Source organism: Rhodoferax sp. OV413 (assembly GCF_945881795.1).
Taxonomy (GTDB): domain Bacteria; phylum Pseudomonadota; class Gammaproteobacteria; order Burkholderiales; family Burkholderiaceae_C; genus Allorhodoferax.
This window is the reverse complement of sequence record NZ_CAMCVG010000042.1, coordinates 1-19335: the sequence shown is the minus strand read 5'-3', so window position 1 is coordinate 19335 and position 19335 is coordinate 1. Positions and strand designations below refer to the sequence as shown.

Annotated in this window: 23 protein-coding genes and 3 tRNA genes; 11 read left to right on the top strand and 15 right to left on the bottom strand. The window is 64.0% G+C overall.

The features are described from left to right. The 11 genes from Q0O05_RS06975 to Q0O05_RS06925 all read right to left on the bottom strand — a co-directional run. Positions 1-149 (bottom strand): GTP-binding protein (locus Q0O05_RS06975; RefSeq protein ID WP_293661550.1); only part of this gene is annotated, 149 nt, incomplete at its 3' end. Positions 150-236: 87 nt separating this feature from the next. Next, positions 237-311: transfer RNA gene (locus Q0O05_RS06970), tRNA-Thr, on the bottom strand. 63 nt (positions 312-374) lie between these two features. Next, positions 375-448: transfer RNA gene (locus tag Q0O05_RS06965), tRNA-Gly, on the bottom strand. Positions 449-483: 35 nt separating this feature from the next. Further along, positions 484-569 (bottom strand) — tRNA-Tyr (locus tag Q0O05_RS06960). Positions 570-628: 59 nt separating this feature from the next. Next, a complete protein-coding gene (locus tag Q0O05_RS06955) occupies positions 629-1318 on the bottom strand; it encodes a uracil-DNA glycosylase (protein ID WP_293661541.1) in 690 nt (229 codons plus the stop codon). 106 nt (positions 1319-1424) lie between these two features. Next, positions 1425-2213 carry an indole-3-glycerol phosphate synthase TrpC gene (gene trpC / locus Q0O05_RS06950; RefSeq protein WP_293661539.1) on the bottom strand — a complete coding sequence of 263 codons (789 nt, stop codon included), beginning with the start codon at positions 2211-2213 and terminating at the stop codon, positions 1425-1427. Between the two features lie 14 nt (positions 2214-2227). After that, entirely contained in the window at positions 2228-3271 is a 1044-nt protein-coding gene (gene trpD / locus Q0O05_RS06945) for an anthranilate phosphoribosyltransferase (RefSeq protein WP_293661537.1), read from the bottom strand. Positions 3272-3303: 32 nt separating this feature from the next. Beyond that, positions 3304-4464, bottom strand: coding sequence for a GntG family PLP-dependent aldolase (locus Q0O05_RS06940; RefSeq protein WP_293661535.1), 1161 nt, complete (start codon positions 4462-4464; stop codon positions 3304-3306). Positions 4465-4528: 64 nt separating this feature from the next. Beyond that, positions 4529-5104: an aminodeoxychorismate/anthranilate synthase component II gene (locus Q0O05_RS06935; protein WP_293661533.1), complete on the bottom strand. Its 576-nt coding sequence runs from the start codon at positions 5102-5104 to the stop codon at positions 4529-4531. Between the two features lie 91 nt (positions 5105-5195). Further along, positions 5196-5516, bottom strand: coding sequence for a chorismate mutase (locus Q0O05_RS06930; RefSeq protein ID WP_293661531.1), 321 nt, complete (start codon positions 5514-5516; stop codon positions 5196-5198). After that, a complete protein-coding gene (locus Q0O05_RS06925) occupies positions 5513-7060 on the bottom strand; it encodes a chorismate-binding protein (RefSeq protein ID WP_293661529.1) in 1548 nt (515 codons plus the stop codon). Before Q0O05_RS06925 ends, Q0O05_RS06930 begins: the two co-directional genes overlap by 4 nt. A 500-nt stretch (positions 7061-7560) precedes the next feature. Here Q0O05_RS06925 and Q0O05_RS06920 point away from each other — a divergent pair, with 500 nt between their 5' ends. Further along, positions 7561-9399 (top strand): methyl-accepting chemotaxis protein, encoded by a 1839-nt coding sequence (locus Q0O05_RS06920; protein ID WP_293661527.1) that lies wholly within the window; start codon positions 7561-7563, stop codon positions 9397-9399. Here the strand turns inward: Q0O05_RS06920 and Q0O05_RS06915 are convergent. After that, the gene (locus Q0O05_RS06915; protein ID WP_293661525.1) at positions 9396-10100 is read right to left on the bottom strand and encodes a phosphoglycolate phosphatase; all 705 of its coding nucleotides are present in this window, start codon (positions 10098-10100) and stop codon (positions 9396-9398) included. The two genes, Q0O05_RS06920 and Q0O05_RS06915, sit on opposite strands and share 4 nt — an antisense overlap. Further along, positions 10097-10771: a ribulose-phosphate 3-epimerase gene (gene rpe, locus Q0O05_RS06910; protein WP_293661523.1), complete on the bottom strand. Its 675-nt coding sequence runs from the start codon at positions 10769-10771 to the stop codon at positions 10097-10099. The genes Q0O05_RS06915 and rpe overlap by 4 nt, the downstream gene beginning before the upstream one ends. A gap of 96 nt (positions 10772-10867) precedes the next feature. Between rpe and apaG the strand changes: the two genes are divergently transcribed. The 8 genes from apaG to Q0O05_RS06870 all read left to right on the top strand — a co-directional run bounded on the left by apaG (position 10868) and on the right by Q0O05_RS06870 (position 16058). Continuing rightward, positions 10868-11260, top strand: a complete 393-nt coding sequence (gene apaG / locus Q0O05_RS06905; protein WP_293661521.1) for a Co2+/Mg2+ efflux protein ApaG — start codon at positions 10868-10870, stop codon at positions 11258-11260. Between the two features lie 47 nt (positions 11261-11307). Continuing rightward, complete coding sequence (gene thiL, locus Q0O05_RS06900; protein ID WP_293661549.1) at positions 11308-12360, top strand: thiamine-phosphate kinase; 1053 nt, start codon at positions 11308-11310, stop codon at positions 12358-12360. A 12-nt stretch (positions 12361-12372) separates the two neighbouring features. Further along, on the top strand, positions 12373-12597 hold the full coding sequence (locus Q0O05_RS06895; protein WP_293661519.1) for an HNH endonuclease signature motif containing protein: 225 nt from the start codon (positions 12373-12375) through the stop codon (positions 12595-12597). A 167-nt stretch (positions 12598-12764) separates the two neighbouring features. Then, positions 12765-13181 (top strand): PilZ domain-containing protein, encoded by a 417-nt coding sequence (locus tag Q0O05_RS06890; RefSeq protein ID WP_293661517.1) that lies wholly within the window; start codon positions 12765-12767, stop codon positions 13179-13181. A 130-nt stretch (positions 13182-13311) separates the two neighbouring features. After that, positions 13312-13806, top strand: a complete 495-nt coding sequence (locus Q0O05_RS06885) for a phosphatidylglycerophosphatase A (protein WP_293661547.1) — start codon at positions 13312-13314, stop codon at positions 13804-13806. A gap of 26 nt (positions 13807-13832) precedes the next feature. Further along, the gene (locus tag Q0O05_RS06880; RefSeq protein WP_293661545.1) at positions 13833-14315 is read left to right on the top strand and encodes a CinA family protein; all 483 of its coding nucleotides are present in this window, start codon (positions 13833-13835) and stop codon (positions 14313-14315) included. 110 nt (positions 14316-14425) lie between these two features. Further along, positions 14426-15337, top strand: a complete 912-nt coding sequence (locus Q0O05_RS06875; protein ID WP_293661515.1) for an alpha/beta hydrolase — start codon at positions 14426-14428, stop codon at positions 15335-15337. Then, positions 15330-16058 (top strand): SDR family oxidoreductase, encoded by a 729-nt coding sequence (locus tag Q0O05_RS06870; protein ID WP_293661513.1) that lies wholly within the window; start codon positions 15330-15332, stop codon positions 16056-16058. The genes Q0O05_RS06875 and Q0O05_RS06870 overlap by 8 nt, the downstream gene beginning before the upstream one ends. 83 nt (positions 16059-16141) lie before the next feature. On the opposite strand, the gene Q0O05_RS06865 is transcribed toward Q0O05_RS06870, so the two are convergent. Continuing rightward, a complete protein-coding gene (locus Q0O05_RS06865; protein WP_293661511.1) occupies positions 16142-17008 on the bottom strand; it encodes a UPF0149 family protein in 867 nt (288 codons plus the stop codon). A 56-nt stretch (positions 17009-17064) separates the two neighbouring features. Between Q0O05_RS06865 and Q0O05_RS06860 the strand changes: the two genes are divergently transcribed. Then, complete coding sequence (locus tag Q0O05_RS06860; RefSeq protein ID WP_293661509.1) at positions 17065-18693, top strand: FMN-binding glutamate synthase family protein; 1629 nt, start codon at positions 17065-17067, stop codon at positions 18691-18693. A gap of 80 nt (positions 18694-18773) precedes the next feature. Here Q0O05_RS06860 and Q0O05_RS06855 read toward each other — a convergent pair whose 3' ends face one another. Continuing rightward, positions 18774-19103 carry a GNAT family N-acetyltransferase gene (locus Q0O05_RS06855; RefSeq protein ID WP_366519046.1) on the bottom strand — a complete coding sequence of 110 codons (330 nt, stop codon included), beginning with the start codon at positions 19101-19103 and terminating at the stop codon, positions 18774-18776. Here Q0O05_RS06855 and Q0O05_RS06850 point away from each other — a divergent pair. Further along, positions 18987-19335 (top strand): hypothetical protein (locus tag Q0O05_RS06850; protein WP_293661552.1); only part of this gene is annotated, 349 nt, incomplete at its 3' end. The genes Q0O05_RS06855 and Q0O05_RS06850 overlap by 117 nt on opposite strands.

Genomic DNA, 19335 nt, shown 5'->3' with positions numbered 1-19335 from the left:
ATTTGGTCGTAGGCCTTGGCAGAGCCGCCAAACTTGGCCGCCAGCACGGTGGTGATCGCCGCTGTCAGGGTTGTCTTGCCGTGGTCCACGTGGCCAATGGTGCCCACGTTGACGTGGGGCTTGGTACGGGTGAATTTTTCTTTTGCCATCTCTTAGCTCCGAAAAGTAATAGGTTCAAACAAATAAACGATCGCCGTACAACCGCTGCCACCGATGTGCCAACGGCCACGCCAAATTGGTGCCCTTTGCGGGAATCGGACCCGCGACCTCTCCCTTACCAAGGGAGTGCTCTACCACTGAGCCAAAAGGGCAAAAGCTTGAGGCTTCGCAAGCTTTTTAGAAAACTTCTTCACTTCGCAGTGCCGCCGAAACCGTGGAGCGGGGTAGGAGAATCGAACTCCTCGCTTTAGCTTGGAAGGCTAAGGTATTACCACTATACGAACCCCGCACAAGGCCCGCCAATCTATCAGTTTCTCAAGACACTGGTGGAGAGGGCTGGATTCGAACCAGCGTACTCGTTAGAGGGCAGATTTACAGTCTGCTGCCATTAACCACTCGGCCACCTCTCCTTCGGTGAGCCTTGGATTATGCCAGCTTTATGGGCAGCTTGTCACCTGCTGCCGGTTTTTTACAGGGCGACGGAGCCCTGGCAAGCTTGGAGCCAGGCTGCCGCCTGCCGGAAATGGCCACAAGCAAAAAACGGTACCGGCGGCCTCGAGGCGGAAAGCGGGGACGGGTGGTTAGCACTCAAGACGAGGTGCCGGCGCCCGTCAATCAGGCCTTGCTTGGACTGGGCATGCGCGCCCCACAACATGAACACCACTGGCCGGCTGCCCAATGAGACGGCGCGGATGATGGCATCGGTGAGCGCCTCCCAACCGCGTTTGGCGTGGCTGGCGGCTTGGCCTTCTTCGACCGTCAGGCAGGTGTTGAGCAGCAGCACGCCACCCCGGGCCCAAGACAGCAGGCTGCCGTCAGTGGGCGGAAACACCGCCTGCGCGGCCGCACCGCTGGTGCCGAGTTCTTTGAAGATGTTGCGCAGCGACGGCGGCACGGCCAGCCCCTGCGCCACCGAAAACGCCAGCCCCTCGGCCTGACCGCGCCCGTGGTAAGGGTCCTGCCCGAGAATGACAACCCGCACGGCTTCGCGCGGGGTCAGCTCCAGTGCGCGTAAGGGCTGGGGCGGAAAAATGGCGGCACCCGCTTCCAGCCGGACCCGCAAAAAATCCAATAGCGCCCGGCCCCGTTCGTCCGCAAAAAACGCGTCGACAATCACCTGCCAGCCCGCATCCACAGGCCACAGCCTGGGATCTGCCACCAGCAACTGATCCGCGGCCAAGCTGTGGTTCAGCGACGAAGGGGTTGCGCCCGACGACTCCGCGGGTAAAAGTGGCTGAGTTGGCAGAAGTGGCAGCTGCATCCGCTCAGCCGAACAAAGCCGCCAAGGCTTCGCCGGGCTCCGGCGCGCGCATGAAGGCCTCTCCCACGAGGAACGCATTCACGCCGGCCGCGCCCATGCGCAGCACATCGTCACGGGTGTTGATGCCGCTTTCGGTCACCAACAACTTATCCGAGGGCACCAGGGCGCGCAGGGTCAGCGTGGTGTCGAGGCTGACTTCGAAGGTCTTGAGGTTGCGGTTGTTGATGCCCAGCAGAGGGGTCTTGAGCTTCAGGGCCCGCTCCAGCTCGGCCTGATCGTGCACTTCCACCAGCACGGCCATGTCCAGCCCGAGGGCGATGGCTTCCATTTCTTTCATCTGAGCATCGTCGAGGCAGGCGGCAATCAGCAGCACCGCGTCGGCCCCCATACAGCGGGACTCGTAAATCTGGTACGGGTCAACCATAAAGTCTTTGCGCAGCACCGGAAGCTGGCAACTGGCGCGGGCTTGCTTGAGGAAGTCCACCTCGCCCTGAAAGAACTGCACATCGGTCAGCACCGACAAGCAGGCAGCGCCATGCTCGGCGTAGCTCTGGGCGATGTCGGCGGGAATGAAGTCCGCGCGAATCACGCCCTTGGACGGGCTGGCTTTCTTCACCTCGGCGATGACTGCCGGTTTTCCGGCCGCAATCTTGTCCCGCAAGGCGCCCACGAAGTCTCGGGTCAGCACGCGCGACTCGGCGTCAGCCCGCACGAAATCAAGCGATTTGCGCTTCCTGGCGGCGGCTACCTCCTGGTGTTTGACGGCTACGATTTTTTCGAGGATGTCGCTCATGGTGTGTCCGGTGGTTAATTCGCGAGGCGGTGGCTGAGTGCCACCAAAGCGTCGAGCTTGGCCTTGGCCGCTCCTGATTCGATAGCTGTTCGCGCAAGCATGACGCCGGCTTCCATGGTATTTGCCACATTGGCAGCATACAAGGCCACGCCGGCATTGAGGACCACGATGTCCTTGGCAGGGCCGGGATGGTTGTTAAGCACGCCCAGCAGCATGGCCTTGGAGTCCTCGGCGGTTTCTACCCGCAGGGCCCGGTTGCCGGCCATGGTCATACCGAAGTCCTCGGGGTGGATGCCATATTCGCGGATTTCCCCGTCCTTCAGCTCTCCCACCAGCGTGCCGGCGCCCAGACTGATCTCGTCCATGCCGTCGCGCCCGAAAACCACGATGGCGTGCTGCGCGCCCAAGCGCTGCAAAGCCCGCACCTGGATACCCACCAGATCAGCATGAAACACGCCCATCAGGATGTTGGGTGCGCCGGCCGGGTTGGTGAGCGGGCCGAGGATGTTGAAGATGGTGCGCATGCCCAGCTCTTTGCGCACCGGTGCCACATTCTTCATGGCGGGGTGGTGGTTGGGCGCGAACATGAAGCCCACGCCCTGCTCGGCGATGCACTGCGCGATCTGCGCCGGTTGCAGGTTGATGTTCAGGCCCAGCGCCTCGAGCACGTCTGCGCTGCCGCTTTTGCTGCTGACGCTGCGTCCGCCATGTTTGCTCACCCGGGCGCCGGCTGCGGCCGCCACGAACATGCTGCAAGTGGAGATGTTGAAGGTGTGGCTACCGTCGCCGCCGGTGCCCACGATATCCACCAAATGGGTGGTGTCGGCCACCTCCACCTTGGTGGAAAACTCGCGCATCACCTGCGCGGCCGCCGTGATTTCGCCGATGGTTTCTTTCTTGACGCGCAGGCCGGTGATGATGGCCGCCATCATGACGGGCGACACGTCGCCGGACATGATCTGGCGCATCAGGTGCAGCATCTCGTCATGAAAAATTTCGCGGTGCTCCACGGTGCGCTGCAGCGCTTCCTGCGGGGTCATGGTGGCGGTGGGGGGCATGGTTGTCTCCTTGAAAGTCTGGCGTGCGCCGGCTAGTAAACCGCCGCCCGGGCCTCTGCAACTCTGACAACCGGGGCCGGCGGCGTCTTGAAAAAGGCTCGTACGCTCGCAACGGCGTGGTCAATGCCAGAGGCATCCACGTCCAAGTGCGTCACAAAGCGCAGCCCGATGAGGCCGGTGGCCCACACGCCGCGCTCTTTCAGAAAAGCCAGCAAATCCGGCCCGCGCCCGTTGGCCACATCGACAAACACAATATTGGTTTGCGCCGAGCGCACCTGCAGCCCCTCAATGCCATGCAGGCCGTGGGCCAGGCGCTGCGCCAGCGCATGGTCGTCCGCCAGGCGCGTCAGATGGTGGTCCAGCGCATGGCTGGCCGCTGCCGCCAACAGGCCGGATTGCCGCATCCCGCCCCCGGCCATTTTGCGTATGCGGTGGGCGCGGGCAATCAACTCCTTGCTGCCGCACAGCGCAGACCCCACCGGCGCGCCCAGGCCTTTGCTGAAGCAGACCGAGACGCTGTCAAAGTAGCCGGCAATCCGGCGCGCAGCGGCCACAACGCCCTCATGCCCCACCGCTGGCGCGGTTCGCTGCTCCCCGTGGGGGCCGTCGCCGACTTCGGGCTGCCCGGCGCCGGAGATTTCGGCCTGTTGCGCCATGGCCACCGCCGCGTTAAACAGCCGCGCGCCATCCAGGTGCACCGCCAGCCCGCGCGCACGCGCCAGGGCGGTGGCCTGCTCCAGATATTCCAAGTGCATGGGGTTGCCGTTCCAGGTGTTTTCCAGGCACAGCAGGCGGGTGCGGGCGAAGTGGCAGTCGTCGGGCTTGATGGCCGCGGCAATGTCGGCCAGTGCCATGCGACCGCCCGCGTCCTGCGCCAGGGGCTGCGGCTGAATGCTGCCCAGCACGGCAGCGCCCCCGCCTTCATAGCGGTAGGTGTGGGCCATTTGGCCGACGATGTATTCGTCCCCCCGGCCGCAGTGCGCCAGCAGCGCGCATAAATTGCTTTGGGTGCCGGTGGGCATGAACAAGGCCGCCTCAAAGCCCAGGAGCCCGGCAATCTTCTCCTGCAGCGCATTCACACTGGGGTCGTCGCCGAACACATCGTCACCCAGCGGCGCGACCCGCATGGCCTCGCGCATGGCGGCGGTCGGGCGGGTAACGGTGTCGCTGCGCAAGTCAACAATAGTGGTCATATCGGCCTTTGAGGACTATGGATATTGCGCGAACAGCTATCAAAGTAATAGCAATTTCGCCCGTTCATTGCAAAAAGTTCTTCAGCATGGCGTGGCCATGCTCGGTCAGGATGCTCTCGGGGTGAAACTGTACGCCCTCCATCCGCGCCGCCTGCGGCAGGCCGGTGTGGCGCACGCCCATGATTTCGCCGTCGTCCGTCCAGGCGGTAATGGCCAGCTCCCGGGGGCAGCTCGCGCGCTCGATAGCCAGCGAGTGGTAGCGGTTCACGGTGAATGTCTCGGGCAGGCCGGCAAACACGCCCTCCCGGGTGGTGGTAATCACGCTGGTCTTGCCGTGCATGAGCTGCTGCGCCCGCACGATGGTGCCGCCCAACGCCGCGCCAATGCTCTGGTGGCCCAGGCAGACACCCAGAACCGGCAGCTTGCCCATGAAGTGACGGATGGCAGGCACCGAAATGCCGGCCTCTTTGGGCGAACAAGGCCCGGGCGAGATGACCAGCCGGTCGGGCGCGCGCTCGGCAATGCCTTCCAGGGTGATTTCGTCGTTGCGAAATACCTCCACCTCGGCACCCAACTCGCCGAAATACTGAACGATATTGAAGGTGAAGGAGTCGTAGTTGTCGATCATCAGGAGTTTCATGGTGCCCCCACGCTTGTCACGATGCTTGTCACGGTGTGTACCGCGCTGCCCCCCATGGGGGCCTTCGCGCCTTGGAATAGTCCGGTGTCGCTCATGCGGCGGCTCCTTCCCGCAGGCGGGCAAATTCCCGGTGCTCGAATGCAATCGATGCGTCCATCAGGGCGCGGTAAGCGGCTTCCAGCACATCGGGCTGACCACCCTGCTCTGCCGCCATGCGGCGCACCCGCGCTGCAATGAATTCAATGCGACCTTGGTCGTGAACCTTGCTCGCGTCTTGCTTGATGCGCGCGGCCTGTGTCATGTAACCGGTACGCTCGACCAACAAGGCGGTAATGCGCTCGTCCAGCTCGTCGATGTGGCTGCGCACCTCGTCCATGGTCTCGCAATGGCGGGCTTTGTTCGCGGCAATCATTGCAGTCCCTCCTCCACCAGCTCGGCCGCGCGCAGCAGCGCGCGGGCCTTGGCCTCTGTTTCTTTCCACTCCAGCTCGGGCACGCTGTCGGCCACCACGCCGGCTGCCGCCTGCACGTAGAGTGTTTCGTTCTGGATGATGCCGGTGCGGATGGCAATGGCCACATCCATATCACCGGCGTAGCTCAAATAGCCGCAGGCGCCGCCGTAAATTCCGCGCTTGACCGGCTCGAGCTGGTCGATGAGCTCCATGGCGTGCACCTTGGGCGCACCGGTCAGCGTGCCGGCGGGGAAGGTGGCCTTGAGCACGTCCATGCTGCTCATGCCGGCCTGAAGCGTGCCTTCGACGTTGCTCACGATGTGCATCACATGGCTGTAGCGCTCGACGATGAAGGCATCCGTCACCTTCACCGAGCCGATGTCGGCAATGCGTCCGATGTCGTTGCGGGCCAGGTCAATCAACATGACGTGTTCGGCGCGTTCTTTGGGGTCGTTGATCAGTTCCACTTCGGCAGCGCGGTCCAGCTCGGGCGTGGCGCCCCTAGGGCGGGTGCCGGCCAGCGGGCGGATGGTGACCTTCTTTGCAGCGGCGAGCACCGCCGGGCCGCCCTCGGCGGCGAAGCGTGCGGGCAATGTTTCCTGGCGCACCAGAATCTCCGGCGACGCTCCCACCACCTGGAAACCGCCGAAGTTGTAGAAATACATATAGGGGCTGGGGTTGAGCGTGCGCAGCGCGCGGTACAGGCTCAAGGGCGAGGCGGTAAACCGCTTTTTGATGCGCTGCCCCACCTGCACCTGCATGAAGTCGCCGTTGGCAATCAGCACTTTGGCGCGCTCCACGGCGGCCAGGTAGTCGGCCTTGGCAAAGTCGCGCACCGGGGCGTGGCTCTGGCAGGGCTGGATGTCGGGTGCGCTCACCGCCTGCGCCAGCAGCGCGCGCAGCTCCGCCAGGCGGGCCTGGCCGGCGGCATAGGCACCGGGCTGGGCGGGGTCCAGGTACACCATCAGGTGCAATTTGCCCGAGAGGTTGTCAATCACGGCCAGCTCTTCGCACTGCAGCAGCAGGATGTCGGGCGTACCCAGTTCATCAGGCGGGCAGCTGTTCTGGAGCTTTTTCTCGATGTAGCGCACCGCGTCGTAGCCGAAGTATCCCGCCAGCCCGCCGCAAAAACGCGGCATTCCGGGCTGCAGCGCCACCTTGAAACGCTGCTGGTAATCAGCAATAAAGTCCAGCGGGTTGAGGCTCGAGGTCTCTACCACCACGCCGTCGGTCACCACTTCGGTGCGGGCCGCATCGCCAAAGCCGCTGGCGCGCAACAACGTGCGCGCTGGCAGTCCGATGAAGCTAAAGCGCCCGAAGCGCTCGCCACCCACCACCGACTCGAGCAGAAAGCTGTTCGCAGCAGGCTCGGCCTCGCCGGCGCGGCGCGCGAGCTTGAGGTACACCGACAGCGGGGTTTCTAGGTCGGCAAATGCCTGGGCACTCAGGGGGATGCGGTTGTAGCCTTGCGCCTGCAGGGCCAGAAATTCGGATTCAGTCATCAAGGGCTGCGCCTCTTCAACAATCTATTCACGGGGGGGCAGGAAGGGCCTGCCGCTGGTTGGGTTTGCGCGCAATAAATCGGAGGGGAATCCGTGCCACTTAACCACGCGGAGCGCCAAGACCATGCACGTGCGCCGCAATGCTGCGGCCGGCAGGTGTCAGAGCCCAGGCACAACGGGCCAGGGGCGCCAGGGCCAGGCTCCCCGGTCACTTAAACCTGTTCTGCTCACGTGGTGGATAAACATGGCTTCAGTGTAGCAAAGGCAAACCGGGCAGCGCCCGCCGGTCAGCACTCCAGCCAGGGTTTCGAATTGCATGATTTTTTTTCTCCATAAAGTCGACTTTGCACCCCCAGACGGGCAGAGCGCGCTGACTTCTTGATTTTTGTGTGGCGGGTGTAACCGGACTGCCAACACCATGGGTAACAATGGTCCGGCACGACTGGCCCCGCCGCGGGCGCCAAGCGCTGAATTCTGAAAACGTCTCCTATGAAAGACATGGCATGAAACTCAAACACCAAATCATCGGGCTGGGCTTGGTCGGAATCCTGGCGTCCGCACTGCTCGGGGGCATCGGCTTGACCCAAACCCACAACCTGGCCGGCACGATGGAGGAGTCCAACGCGATGTCCAGCGCGCTGCAAATCAGCCAGGACGCCGACATGATGCACGACGCCATCCGCGGCGATGTGCTGCTGCTGGCGCAAGGCGCCACCGCCAAAAACGCCCAGCAGATGACCGAGGCCACCAAGGATCTGGAAGAGCACGCCAAAAACTTCACCGATGCGCTGCAGGAATTGGAAGGCAAGCCCCTGCCCGCTGAAGTCAAGGCGCTGGTGCAGGCCACCAAGCCGATGGTGACGGCCTATGTTGCGTCCGCCCAGAAAGCCCAGCAGACCATCGCCAAAGACGTCACCGCCGCGGCCGCAGCTATCGATGAGTTTCAGGCTGCCTTCAAGAAGCTCGAAGACCAGATGGCCCTGATGTCAGAATCCATAGCGAAAAGCGTGGACGAGTTCCGCGCTATTGCCCGCGACAAGGTCACGACAGGCGAAATGCTGGTGAGCGTGGCATGGGTGATTTCTACCCTGTTGCTGGTGGTGGGCGCCTACTACCTGGGCAAAGAACTCTCCCAGCCCATTGCACACGCCGCCGACATTGCCAACTCTCTGGCCGGCGGCAACCTGCACACCGACATACACCCCGCAGGCAGCGACGAAACCGTCGCATTGCTGCAGGCCATGGCCACCATGCAAAACAGCTTTAGCAGCACCGTGCGCGCCGTCAAGAGCAGTGCCGATGCGGTCGCCAACGCCAGCGCCGAAATCGCCGAAGGCAACCACGACCTGTCGGCCCGCACCGAGCAACAAGCCAGCGCCCTGGAAGAAACCGCCGCCAGCATGGAAGAACTCGGCTCCACCGTGAAGCAAAACGTGGACTCCGCCCGCACCGCCAACCAGCTGGCCATGAGCGCATCGTCCGTCGCCGTTCAAGGCGGCGAGGTGGTGGGCCAGGTGGTGGAGACCATGAAAGGCATCAATGAGTCGAGCCGCAAGATCGCAGACATCATCAGCGTGATTGACGGCATCGCCTTCCAGACCAACATCCTGGCGCTGAACGCGGCGGTGGAAGCTGCCCGCGCCGGCGAACAAGGCCGCGGCTTTGCGGTGGTGGCCTCCGAAGTGCGCTCTCTGGCCGGCCGCTCGGCCGAAGCTGCCAAGGAGATCAAGAGCCTGATCAACGCCAGCGTGGAGCGCGTGGAGCACGGCACGATTCTGGTGGACCGCGCCGGCGAGACCATGACTGAGGTGGTCAGCAGCATCAAGCGGGTGACCGACATCATGGGAGAGATCAGCGCCGCCAGCAACGAGCAAAGCCTGGGCGTCAGCCAGGTCGGCCAGGCGGTCACGCAGATGGACCAAAGCACCCAGCAAAACGCGGCCCTGGTGGAAGAAATGGCCGCTGCGGCCAGCGCCCTCAAGAGCCAGGCCAGCGAACTGGTGGATGCGGTGGCAGTGTTCAAGCTGGGCAACGAAGGCCGCTCGAGCGGTAGCTCGGCCTCAAGCGCCAGCCCGGCGTCTGGTGCAGCCGCCCGCAAGGCAGCTGCCTCCAACCCTGGCAGCTACAAGGCTTCCAGCAACCAGTTTGCCAAGCCTCAGCCCCAAGCGGCCGCGCTCGCGACCAAGCCCCCGCAGGCCTTGCGCCTGGCCGGCAGCCGCCCCGTGGCCAAGCCGGCTGCAGCCTCGGGCGCGCAATCCAGCAACCAAACCGCCTCCAATGGCGCCACCAGTTTCAAGGCCACTCCCGCGGCCGGTGGCGACGACGACTGGGCCTCCTTCTAAGCCCAGCGCACAGCGGCCAGACTGTCCACGAACGCATCCGCGTCTACCGTGTGGACGCTCTGGCCGTGGTTGTATCCGTAGCTCACCAGTAGCACCGGGCAGCCCGCAGCACGTGCGGCCTGTGCGTCATTGACCGAATCGCCCACCATCAGGGTGCGCGCCGGCTCCACACCCAACACCGCGCAGGCATGCAACAAGGGCATGGGGTCGGGCTTTTTGCGCGCCACCGCGTCGCCACCCACCACCAGCTCGAAGAACTGCACCAGCCCTTTGTCGGCCAGCAAATCCTGCGCAAAAGCGGTGGGCTTGTTGGTCACACACCCCAGCTTCAGGCCCTGCTTCTGCCAGTGGGCCAGGCCCTCCATCACACCGGGATACACGGTGGAGAATCGCCCGTTGACCTGCCGGTAGTGGGCCAGGTAGGCGGCTGAGGCCCGCTCCAGCAGCGCTATTTTTTCAGGAGCGGCCTGCGCAGCGTCTATGTGGGCGAGCAGGCTTTTTATCAGGTGATCCGAGCCTTTGCCGACGAACTTTTCGACCAGCGAGGGCGTGAGCGTGAAGGCACTGAACGGCGCCGGCAAATCAGCCAGCATGCGCTGCAGGGCCTGCCCGAAATCCGCCAGGGTGTCCACCATGGTGCCGTCCAGATCGACCAGCACCGCGTCAAGGTCGGCGCGGCTCCAAGGGGAGGTACCACTCACCGCAGGGCCGCCCGCATGGCGTCCACCACCGCCTTGTAGTCGGGCTGGCTAAAGATGGCGCTGCCGGCCACAAAGGTGTCGGCCCCCGCATCGGCCACCTGGCGGATGTTGTCGGTCTTGATGCCGCCGTCGACTTCCAGCCGGATGTCTTTGCCGCTGGCCTCAATGCGCTTTCGGGCCGCCTCGATCTTGCGCAATGCCGAGTCGATAAAGCTCTGCCCGCCAAACCCCGGGTTCACGCTCATGATGAGGATGAGGTCAATGTCCTCAATCACCCAGTCCAGCACGTCCAGCGGCTCGGCGGGGTTGAACACCAACCCGGCCTTCACGCCTTTGCTGGTGATGGCCTGAACACTGCGGTGCACATGGCCGCTGGCATCGGGGTGAAAGCTAATCAGGTCAGCGCCCGCCTCGGCGAAGCTGGCAGCCAGCGCGTCCACCGGCGAAATCATCAAATGCACATCAATCGGCAAGGCCATGCCTTCGGGCGTTTTGGCATGCGGCTTCAAGGCCTTGCAGACCATCGGGCCGAAGGTCAGGTTGGGCACATAGTGGTTGTCCATCACATCAAAGTGGATCCAGTCCGCACCGGCGGCGGCAACGGCCCGCACTTCGTCGCCCAGTCGGGCAAAGTCGGCGGCGAGGATGGAGGGGGCAATGCGGTAGGTCATGTCAGGAGAATCAGCGCGAGGCCTAGGGTTTGTACGGGTTAGGGGAGGGGTATCGGGGGGTAACAAGCGGTGCATTTTCGCAGGTAGCATCGGCCCATGGCCAAATATGCTTTTCTGGTGGAAGTCAAACCCCAATTCCTCGCGGACCACTCGATGCCGCACGACGACCTGTATGTGTTTGCGTACACCGTCACCATCACCAATGTCGGCGAGATTCCGGCGCAACTTGTTTCCCGGACCTGGAATGTGAACGATGCCAACGGCCACACCGAGCGCATCAAAGGCCTGGGTGTGGTCGGGCAGCAGCCCTTGCTCAAGCCCGGCCAGGCCTTCGAATACACCAGCGGCACCCGCCTGGCCACGCCCACCGGCACCATGCACGGCAGTTACTTTTGTGTGGCCGAAGACGGCGAAAAGTTTGACGCCGATATTCCGATGTTCGTGCTCGATGCCCTGAGCGGCACCACCGGCCCGCACACCCTCCATTAAGGCGCCCCATGAGCCGCGACGACGTGGCCGGCCCCATCGGGCACGGCCTGGGTGAATTTGAGCTGATTGCCAGGTTTTTTGAACGGGCCGGCCACGCCCTGCCCAGCCGCGTGATTCTGGGTATTGGTGACGATTGCGCTCTGCTTCAACCCACGCCGTGCATGCAGTGGGCAGTGAGCAGCGACATGCTGGTCAGCGGGCGGCATTTTTTTGCCGACGTGGATCCCTGCACCCTGGGCCACAAGGCGTTGGCGGTCAATTTGAGCGATCTGGCCGCCTGCGGCGCGCGTCCGGTGGGGTTCACGCTGGCGCTGAGCCTGCCGGACGCGGACGCGGCATGGCTGCAGAGCTTCTCGCAGGGGTTGTTTGCGCTGGCCGACGCCCACGACTGCCCGCTGGTCGGCGGCGACACGACACGGGGCCCGCTCACCATCTGCATCACCGTGTTCGGCGAGGTGCCGCCGCATCTGGCCCTGCTGCGCTGCGGCGCGCGAGCTGGCGACGACATCTGGGTGAGCGGCACACTCGGTGACGCGGCACTGGCGCTGCAGTGCCTGCAAGGTCAGCAAATTCGGCAAAGTCAGCAAAGCCTGCCGGATGATTCGGCCCTGCTGGCCGCGAACTTGCCCCCCGCCGCCCTGCTCGCGGCCCGCCAGCGGCTCGAGTCCCCGATCCCGCGGCTGGCGCTGGGCCAAGCGCTGCGCGGCATCGCCAGCGCCGCCGCCGATGTGAGCGATGGGCTGCTCGGGGACCTCGGCCATATCCTGCAACGCAGCGCAGTAGGAGCCACACTGGACGCCCAAACCGCTATGAATTTGCTAGCTACTCGCGCATACATGACGGGAGCTGAAGCCACTTTTGACATCCAAAACCCGACCCACGCACAGGCTCTGCAGCTGGTGCTGTGCGGGGGGGATGACTACGAGCTCGTCTTCACCGCCCCCGCTCTCCACCGCGCGCAAGTCCTGCAGGCCGCCGCAGACTGCGCCACGCCGGTCACCCGCGTGGGCCGCATCGAGGCTGCGCCCGGTCTGCGCGTGCTCAGCCCCGACGGCACGCCGCTGCAGGGCGCGTGGGCCGGTTTTGACCACTTCCGCTAAAAATTCCGTTCCATGAGCCGCCTGGCCCTGACCCGAGTCAAGATCTACAACACGGTGGCCCGCCAGCTGCACGGTCAGGTGCCCTGCTGGGTGTGCGGTCAACATGTGGCCCCTGAGGACGCCACGCTGGAACACATATGCCCCCGCAGCGAAGGCGGCAGCAGCCACCTGGAGAACCTGGCCATCAGCCACGGCCACTGCAACCGCGCGCGGCATATTCCGACAGGCGCGGCCTGATTGCAGCCGCATTGCGGCCTCGCCCGGTTCAGGCGTCGAACCTCTAGATTCTTGCAAGGGGCTTGCAAAAGAAATTCTTTTCGGCAAAACTGCTAAAAACGTCGGCGTCACAATCTTGAAACCCCACCGCCCGAAGATTCGCGTTCCAGTTATTTAAGAGGCCCTCCATGCCAAATTCTGAAAACCGCGTTCACACCCGCGCCAGCTTCTTCCGTTTGGGCACCGGTCCCCAAACCGAGTCGTATTTTTCTTTCCGCGCGTCCGACAAGCCCGATGCGATTGCCGCCCTGATCATGGATCTGAGCCCCAAGGGCGCCAAGATTTTGTCGCAAGCCGGCTCCTACCTGACCGGCAAGACATTCCGTCTGGAAATGCACTTTGCTACCGAAGACGGCTTTGAGAACGTCGATGGCGGTGAAGTGAAATGGGTGTGGTCCGAGCCCGAAGGCATCTACACCATGAGCGGCTTCGAAACCACCTCTGAAGACCAGGACCTGGTGGCCCTGATGCAAGGCATCCCATTGCCGACCAAGCACGCCATCCGTTGCGCGCTTTACCCCGTCAACCAATCAGTCGCTGCCTGAGATTCTGTCTTCTCGATGAATAATCAGGGGGATGCATGATCCCGTCCCCCTGATTCCAGTTCACACCCGCAACGGCAAAGTTCTCTACTTGCCACTATCGCTCGCTCCCAGCCGCCCCACTGCGAAATTCATGTTTTCGCACCCGGCGCACATCATCGCGCTGGGTATGGGCTCGGGCCTCTCCCGTCTTGCTCCCGGCACCGCCGGCTCTCTGTGGGCCTGGGTGGCCTTTATTGCGCTTTCCCAATGGCTGGGCGATGTAGGCTGGGGGGTGTTGATTGCTATCTCGCTGCCCGTGGGCTGGTGGGCCAGCAGCGTGACGGCGCGCAACATGGGCAACCTCGACCCGAGCAACATCGTCATCGATGAAATCGTGGCCTTCTGGCTGGTGCTGTGGCTAATTACGCCAACCTCTCTGCTGGAACAGGCGCTGGCCTTTGCACTGTTCCGCTACTTTGACGCCGCCAAGCCCGGGCCGGTGGGCTGGGCCGACCGACTCTTTCACAACCTCGAGCCCGACACCGACTCCCGCGCCTGGGACAAGGCCGGCTGGGGCATCATGCTGGACGACCTCGTCGCCGCCGGCTGCACCCTGCTGGTGGTGGCCGCCTGGAGGTTTATGTGAGCGATTTGCTCCTAAATCAGGAGCAGCTGGCCCAATATCCATGGGCGCAACTTCCCGATTTGCTTATAAAAAACCAGTGGATGCTGGCCACCGCCGAGAGCTGCACCGGCGGCATGATTGCCGCGGCCTGCACCGATCTGGCCGGCTCCAGCAGCTGGTTTGAGCGCGGCTTTGTGAGCTACTCCAATGCTGCAAAAACCGAGATGCTGGGCGTGCCCGCTGCGCTGATTGCGGAACACGGCGCGGTGAGCGAGCCGGTGGCGCGCGCCATGGCCCAAGGCGCTTTGCTCAACAGCCGCGCCCAAGTGGCGCTGGCCGTGACCGGGATCGCCGGCCCCGGCGGCGGCAGCGCCGACAAGCCGGTCGGAACGGTCTGGTTCGCCTGGGCCACGCCGGCAGGCTTAAAGAGTGAGCGGCTGCTCTTTGCCGGTGACCGCGCCGCAGTGCGCACCGCGACGCTGCAGCACAGCCTGCAAGGACTGATCGCGCTGCTGCGGCCTGTCGCCTGAACGACCCCTCGGCGGCGGGGGCCTGGGCGCTGCGGTTAGTCTTGATTCAGGGCTACCTTAGCGCCCCTAAGTTTGCGCCCCCCATTTAGCGCCCCCATCTGGAGATCGACATGGCCTGGTTTGAAGGATTTGAATCGCGCACCGTGGACGCCAACGGTGTTCGCATCCACGTGCGGGTGCCCACTGCCGCGCACAACGGGCGCCCCGCCCTGCTGCTCTTGCACGGCTTTCCGCAGACCCATGCGATGTGGCACCGGGTATCGCAACTGCTCTCGCACGACTTCTACCTCGTCATGCCCGACCTGCGCGGCTACGGCGACTCGTCCAAGCCCGCGGGACTTCCCGACCACAGTAACTACAGCAAACGCACCCTGGCCGCCGACATGGCGGCGCTGATGGACGCCCTCGGCGTGGAATGCTTCGGTGTGTGCGGGCACGACCGCGGCGCCCGCGTGGCGCACCGCTTGGCGCTGGACCATCCGGAGCGGGTGGAAAAGCTGTGCGTGATCGACATCGCCCCCACACTGGACATGTACGCCGCCACCGACATGGCATTCGCCCGCGCTTACTACCACTGGTTTCACCTGATCCAGCCCAGCCCGCTGCCAGAGACCATGATCCTCGGCAACCCGCTTCCCTACCTGCACACCAAGCTCGGTGGCTGGGGCGGCAGCGGCACGGCCTTCATCGAGGCGCAAGCCATGGCCGAATACGAGCGCTGCTTCCTGCTACCGGGCACGGTGCACAGCATCTGCGAGGACTACCGCGCCAGTGCCGGCATCGACCTTGAGCACGACCGCGCCAGCCGCTCCCTGCCCGACGGCACCGGCCGCATGGCCTGCGACACACTGGTGCTCTGGGGCGAGCGCGGCGTGGTGCACCGTCTGTTTGACCCGCTGCCCCTGTGGCAGGCGCAGTGCGCGGCAACGGTGAGCGGCTGCGCGCTTGCGGCGGGACACTTCATTCCGGAAGAGCTGCCTGCTGAGACCGCCGCCCACTTGCGCGGGTTCTTCGGTGTCTGAGGCAGCGCGCATACTGCGCGAGGGACTGGCGCTGGTCATCGGGGCGCAGGGCGGCATCGGCGCGGCGCTGCTGCAGGCTCTGCAAAGTCCGGCAGCGCCAGGCGACACGCCCTTTGCGGGCGTGATGGGGCTGGGGCGCAGCAGCGTGCCGGCCCTCGATTTACTGAATGAAGACAGCATTCGCGCCTGCGCCGCGGCGGTTACGCAAACCGGCCTGCCGCTGCGGCTGGTGGTGGATGCCACCGGCTTTTTGCACAACGCAGGCTGGGCCCCCGAGAAAGGCTGGCAGCAACTCGACCCTGCCCACATGGCCCACAGCTTTGCCATCAACGCCATCGGCCCGGCCCTGTTGATGAAGCATTTTTTGCCGCTGCTGGCGCGCGACGGCAAAAGCGTGTTCGCCACGCTCTCGGCCAAGGTGGGCAGCATCGGCGACAACCGGTTGGGCGGCTGGTACAGCTACCGCGCCAGCAAAGCCGCACTCAACCAACTGGTGCACACCGCAGCCATCGAGCTGCACCGCAAAAACCCGCAGGCTGTGTGTGTGGCCCTGCATCCGGGCACGGTGGACACCGGCCTCTCATCGCCGTTTGCCAAAACAGGGCTGGAAGTTCGCACGCCCGAGCAAGCGGCGCTGCGCCTGTTGGCGGTGGTGGATGAATTGCAGCCGGCAGACAACGGCGGCTTCTTGAACCACGACGGCACGCCACTGCCCTGGTAGGGCCGGGCAGCTTCAAGAGCCCCGGGGGGGGGCCGCGGGTGCCGGTCTGTGTCTGCCGGGGCCTGCGAGCGGCACGCCTTAGGTCACGCGCCGCAGCACTTCTTGAATTTCTTGCCGCTGCCGCAGGAACAGGGGTCGTTGCGGCCGGGCTCGGCGAGCTTGCGCACGGTCTCCACCCGAGGTCCCACATTGCGCCAGATTTCGCCCAGGTCATACACTGCCCACACCGCGTCCGAGAATTCGTTGATGCGGCGCTGGCTGACGCTGGGCGGGCCCTGGTCGTCGAACACCGCGATGGTGGGGGCGTCGGTGTCGTCTTCGGTCAGGGCGATGATGGATTGCAAGGACGCATCGAGCCACTTGCCTGTCTCTTTATCGCGCGGGGCAGCCCATTCCTCGGACCAGCTTTCCACCGCAAACATGAAGCCCAGCGCCCACACCTGCGCAAACGAGGGCAGGTCTTCGCCGTCCATCGCGGCGCGGTCGGCCTCCGGCAGGGCGGCCACGGCGCCGCGCACATCCAGCACCTCGGGGTGGTAGGCGGACTCGTCGTCCAGGCTCTCGACCTCCCGACGCAGGCAGTGCGCCACCTCGTTCCAGCGGCGCGTCCAGAGACCCATGAATCTCGCGGCCTGCGCTGCGTCGGCAAAGCGAACGGCCTCACCTGCATCACCTGCATCTTCGGCTTCAAGTTCCGAGGGCTCCAGCTCCGAGGGTTCCAGACCAAGCAGCACCGCAAAGTATTCCGACGGCAGGATGACCCGGCGGCACACCACCAGCGCGGCCATGAATCCCTCGCAGAACTCCCACTGCGGAATCTCGTCACTGCGGGTGCGCAGGTCGTCCAGGATGGCGTCTATCTCGTCGAACTCATCGGGGCTGAGCGGGTTCAGCGCAGTCGCATTCAGTGGTGCATCCAGGGGCGCATTATTTTGTAATGTGGAGGTCATAAGCTGTTTTGTAGGGGGGCAGGCTGGTATTGTCTCCCGCTCAAGGAGACCTCCCCATGCTCAACGCCCTGAACGCAATCTTCCCGCTGCGCTACACCGTGATGGTGTTCAGCGTGCTCACTATGCTGATCAGCGGTTTCAGCCTGCTGGCCTTCGGCGTGGGCACGCCTGTGTTCTTGCTTGCCGCCTATCTGGTGGCGGTAGGTGTGTACGACCTGGGGCAGACCAAGCGCTCGGTGCTGCGCAATTACCCCATCATCGGGCACCTGCGCTTTATTCTCGAATTCATCCGACCCGAGATCCGCCAGTATTTCATCGAGAGCGACATGGAGGCCACACCCTTCTCGCGCTCGCAGCGCTCGCTGGTTTATCAGCGCGCCAAGGGCGAGCCCGACAAGCGCCCCTTCGGTACCCAGCTCGATGTGCAGGCCGATGGCTACGAGTGGATCAACCACTCCGTCGCACCCACCAAAATCGGCTCGCACGACTTCCGCATCACTATCGGCGAACACACCGCGCAGCCGTATTCGGCCAGCGTGTTCAACATTTCTGCCATGAGCTTCGGCGCGCTGAGCGCCAACGCCATCCTCGCGCTGAACAAGGGCGCCATGCGCGGCAACTTTGCCCACGACACCGGCGAGGGCTCCATCTCCAGCCACCACCGCGTCCACGGCGGAGACCTGATCTGGGAGATTGCGTCCGGCTACTTCGGCTGCCGCAACGACGACGGCAGCTTCAATGCCGAGAAGTTCGCCGCCAATGCGAGCGAGCCGCAGGTCAAGATGATTGAGCTCAAGCTCAGCCAGGGCGCCAAACCCGGCCACGGCGGCATGCTGCCCGGCCCTAAGGTCACACCCGAAATTGCAGCGGCACGCGGCATCCCGGTGGGGGTGGACTGCGTCTCGCCCGCCGCGCACAGCGCGTTTTCAACGCCGGTGGAGTTGATGCAATTCATCGACAAGCTGCGCACGCTCTCGGGCGGCAAGCCCACCGGCATGAAGCTGTGCGTGGGACACCCCTGGGAATGGTTTGCCATGGTCAAGGCGATGCTGGAAACCGGCATCACGCCGGACTTTATTGTGGTGGACGGCGCCGAAGGCGGCACCGGCGCGGCTCCGCTTGAATTTACCGACCACGTGGGCGCCCCGGTGCAGGAAGGCCTGCTGCTGGTGCACAACACGCTTCGCGGTGCGGGCTTGCGTAAGCGCATCAAGATTGGTGTCGCGGGCAAGGTGGTGAGCGCGTTTGATATTGCGCGGCTCATGGCGCTGGGCGCCGACTGGTGCAACAGCGCGCGCGGCTTCATGTTTGCGCTGGGCTGCATTCAGGCGCAGCACTGCCACACCGGCCACTGCCCCACCGGCGTCACCACACAAGACCCGGTGCGCCAGCAGGCGCTGGTGGTGCCCGACAAGGCCGAGCGGGTCTACAACTTCCACCAGCAAACCTTGTTTGCCTTGAAGGAAATGGTGCAGGCCATCGGCGTAAACCACCCCAACGAGATCACCGCACACCACATCGTGCGCCGCGCCTCCGACCACAAGGTGCTATCGCTGGCCCAACTCATCCTCACCCGACTGCCCGAGGGCGTGCTGCTGCGCAACACGCTCGACGACCTGCCCCTCATCTACCAACAAGGCTGGCCGCTGGCGCAAGCGCACACTTTCGCTGTGCGGGATGTTTGAGGCGGGTAATCGTTCCCTGGAACCAAAGGCGCGAAAAGTAGAGTTCTCCAAGACGGAAACCCTACCTGATGTAGTCAAGATCAAGCGCCAGGCACCATGGCCTTGATGTCTTTCATTAAGAGAAACAAGTGGAATGGGGCGGACGGGCTGGGTTCGAATTCCCAGTTGAGGTACCACTGCCGGGCGGTTTCATCCTTGGCATGCACCAGCAGCGCACGAATTCCAGCAATGTCCGAAGCCTGCGCCGTACGCAGCATTGCGTCCTTGAGCAATGCTTTCCCAAGGCCAGCGCCTTGGTGCTGAACGTCCACGGCAAGCCTGGCCAGAATCATGACTGGCACGGGGTGTTGTGGAATGCCTTTGACCACACGCGGAGCCGCTTTGGATGGCTCAACGCTGCCCACCGCCAAACTGTAAAAACCAACAACCGCGCCGGCACGACAACTCACGTAGGCCTGCGCGCTGTTGGATTTTTGGCTCACAAGCGCAAAGCGATGCAAAAATTGATTCAGCGCGTGCTGGCCACAATCAAAGGCCCCTACTGCGTCCGAAGTAGCCAGCCTTCGAACTGGCTCGTAATCCAGCAAACTCAACCCAGCAGCCCCGGCTCGGACAAAAGCTTCTTCAGCTTCGGCTTGGCGT

Excerpts from the sequence above, each read along its gene's own strand:
- trpC (WP_293661539.1), bottom strand. The coding sequence starts at position 2,213 with ATGAGCGACATCCTCGAAAAAATCGTAGCCGTCAAACACCAGGAGGTA.
- trpD (WP_293661537.1), bottom strand. The coding sequence starts at position 3,271 with ATGCCCCCCACCGCCACCATGACCCCGCAGGAAGCGCTGCAGCGCACC.
- Q0O05_RS06940 (WP_293661535.1), bottom strand. The coding sequence starts at position 4,464 with ATGACCACTATTGTTGACTTGCGCAGCGACACCGTTACCCGCCCGACC.
- Q0O05_RS06935 (WP_293661533.1), bottom strand. The coding sequence starts at position 5,104 with ATGAAACTCCTGATGATCGACAACTACGACTCCTTCACCTTCAATATC.
- Q0O05_RS06930 (WP_293661531.1), bottom strand. The coding sequence starts at position 5,516 with ATGATTGCCGCGAACAAAGCCCGCCATTGCGAGACCATGGACGAGGTG.
- Q0O05_RS06920 (WP_293661527.1), top strand. The coding sequence starts at position 7,561 with ATGAAACTCAAACACCAAATCATCGGGCTGGGCTTGGTCGGAATCCTG.
- rpe (WP_293661523.1), bottom strand. The coding sequence starts at position 10,771 with ATGACCTACCGCATTGCCCCCTCCATCCTCGCCGCCGACTTTGCCCGA.
- apaG (WP_293661521.1), top strand. The coding sequence starts at position 10,868 with ATGGCCAAATATGCTTTTCTGGTGGAAGTCAAACCCCAATTCCTCGCG.
- Q0O05_RS06895 (WP_293661519.1), top strand. The coding sequence starts at position 12,373 with ATGAGCCGCCTGGCCCTGACCCGAGTCAAGATCTACAACACGGTGGCC.
- Q0O05_RS06890 (WP_293661517.1), top strand. The coding sequence starts at position 12,765 with ATGCCAAATTCTGAAAACCGCGTTCACACCCGCGCCAGCTTCTTCCGT.
- Q0O05_RS06885 (WP_293661547.1), top strand. The coding sequence starts at position 13,312 with ATGTTTTCGCACCCGGCGCACATCATCGCGCTGGGTATGGGCTCGGGC.
- Q0O05_RS06875 (WP_293661515.1), top strand. The coding sequence starts at position 14,426 with ATGGCCTGGTTTGAAGGATTTGAATCGCGCACCGTGGACGCCAACGGT.
- Q0O05_RS06865 (WP_293661511.1), bottom strand. The coding sequence starts at position 17,008 with ATGACCTCCACATTACAAAATAATGCGCCCCTGGATGCACCACTGAAT.
- Q0O05_RS06860 (WP_293661509.1), top strand. The coding sequence starts at position 17,065 with ATGCTCAACGCCCTGAACGCAATCTTCCCGCTGCGCTACACCGTGATG.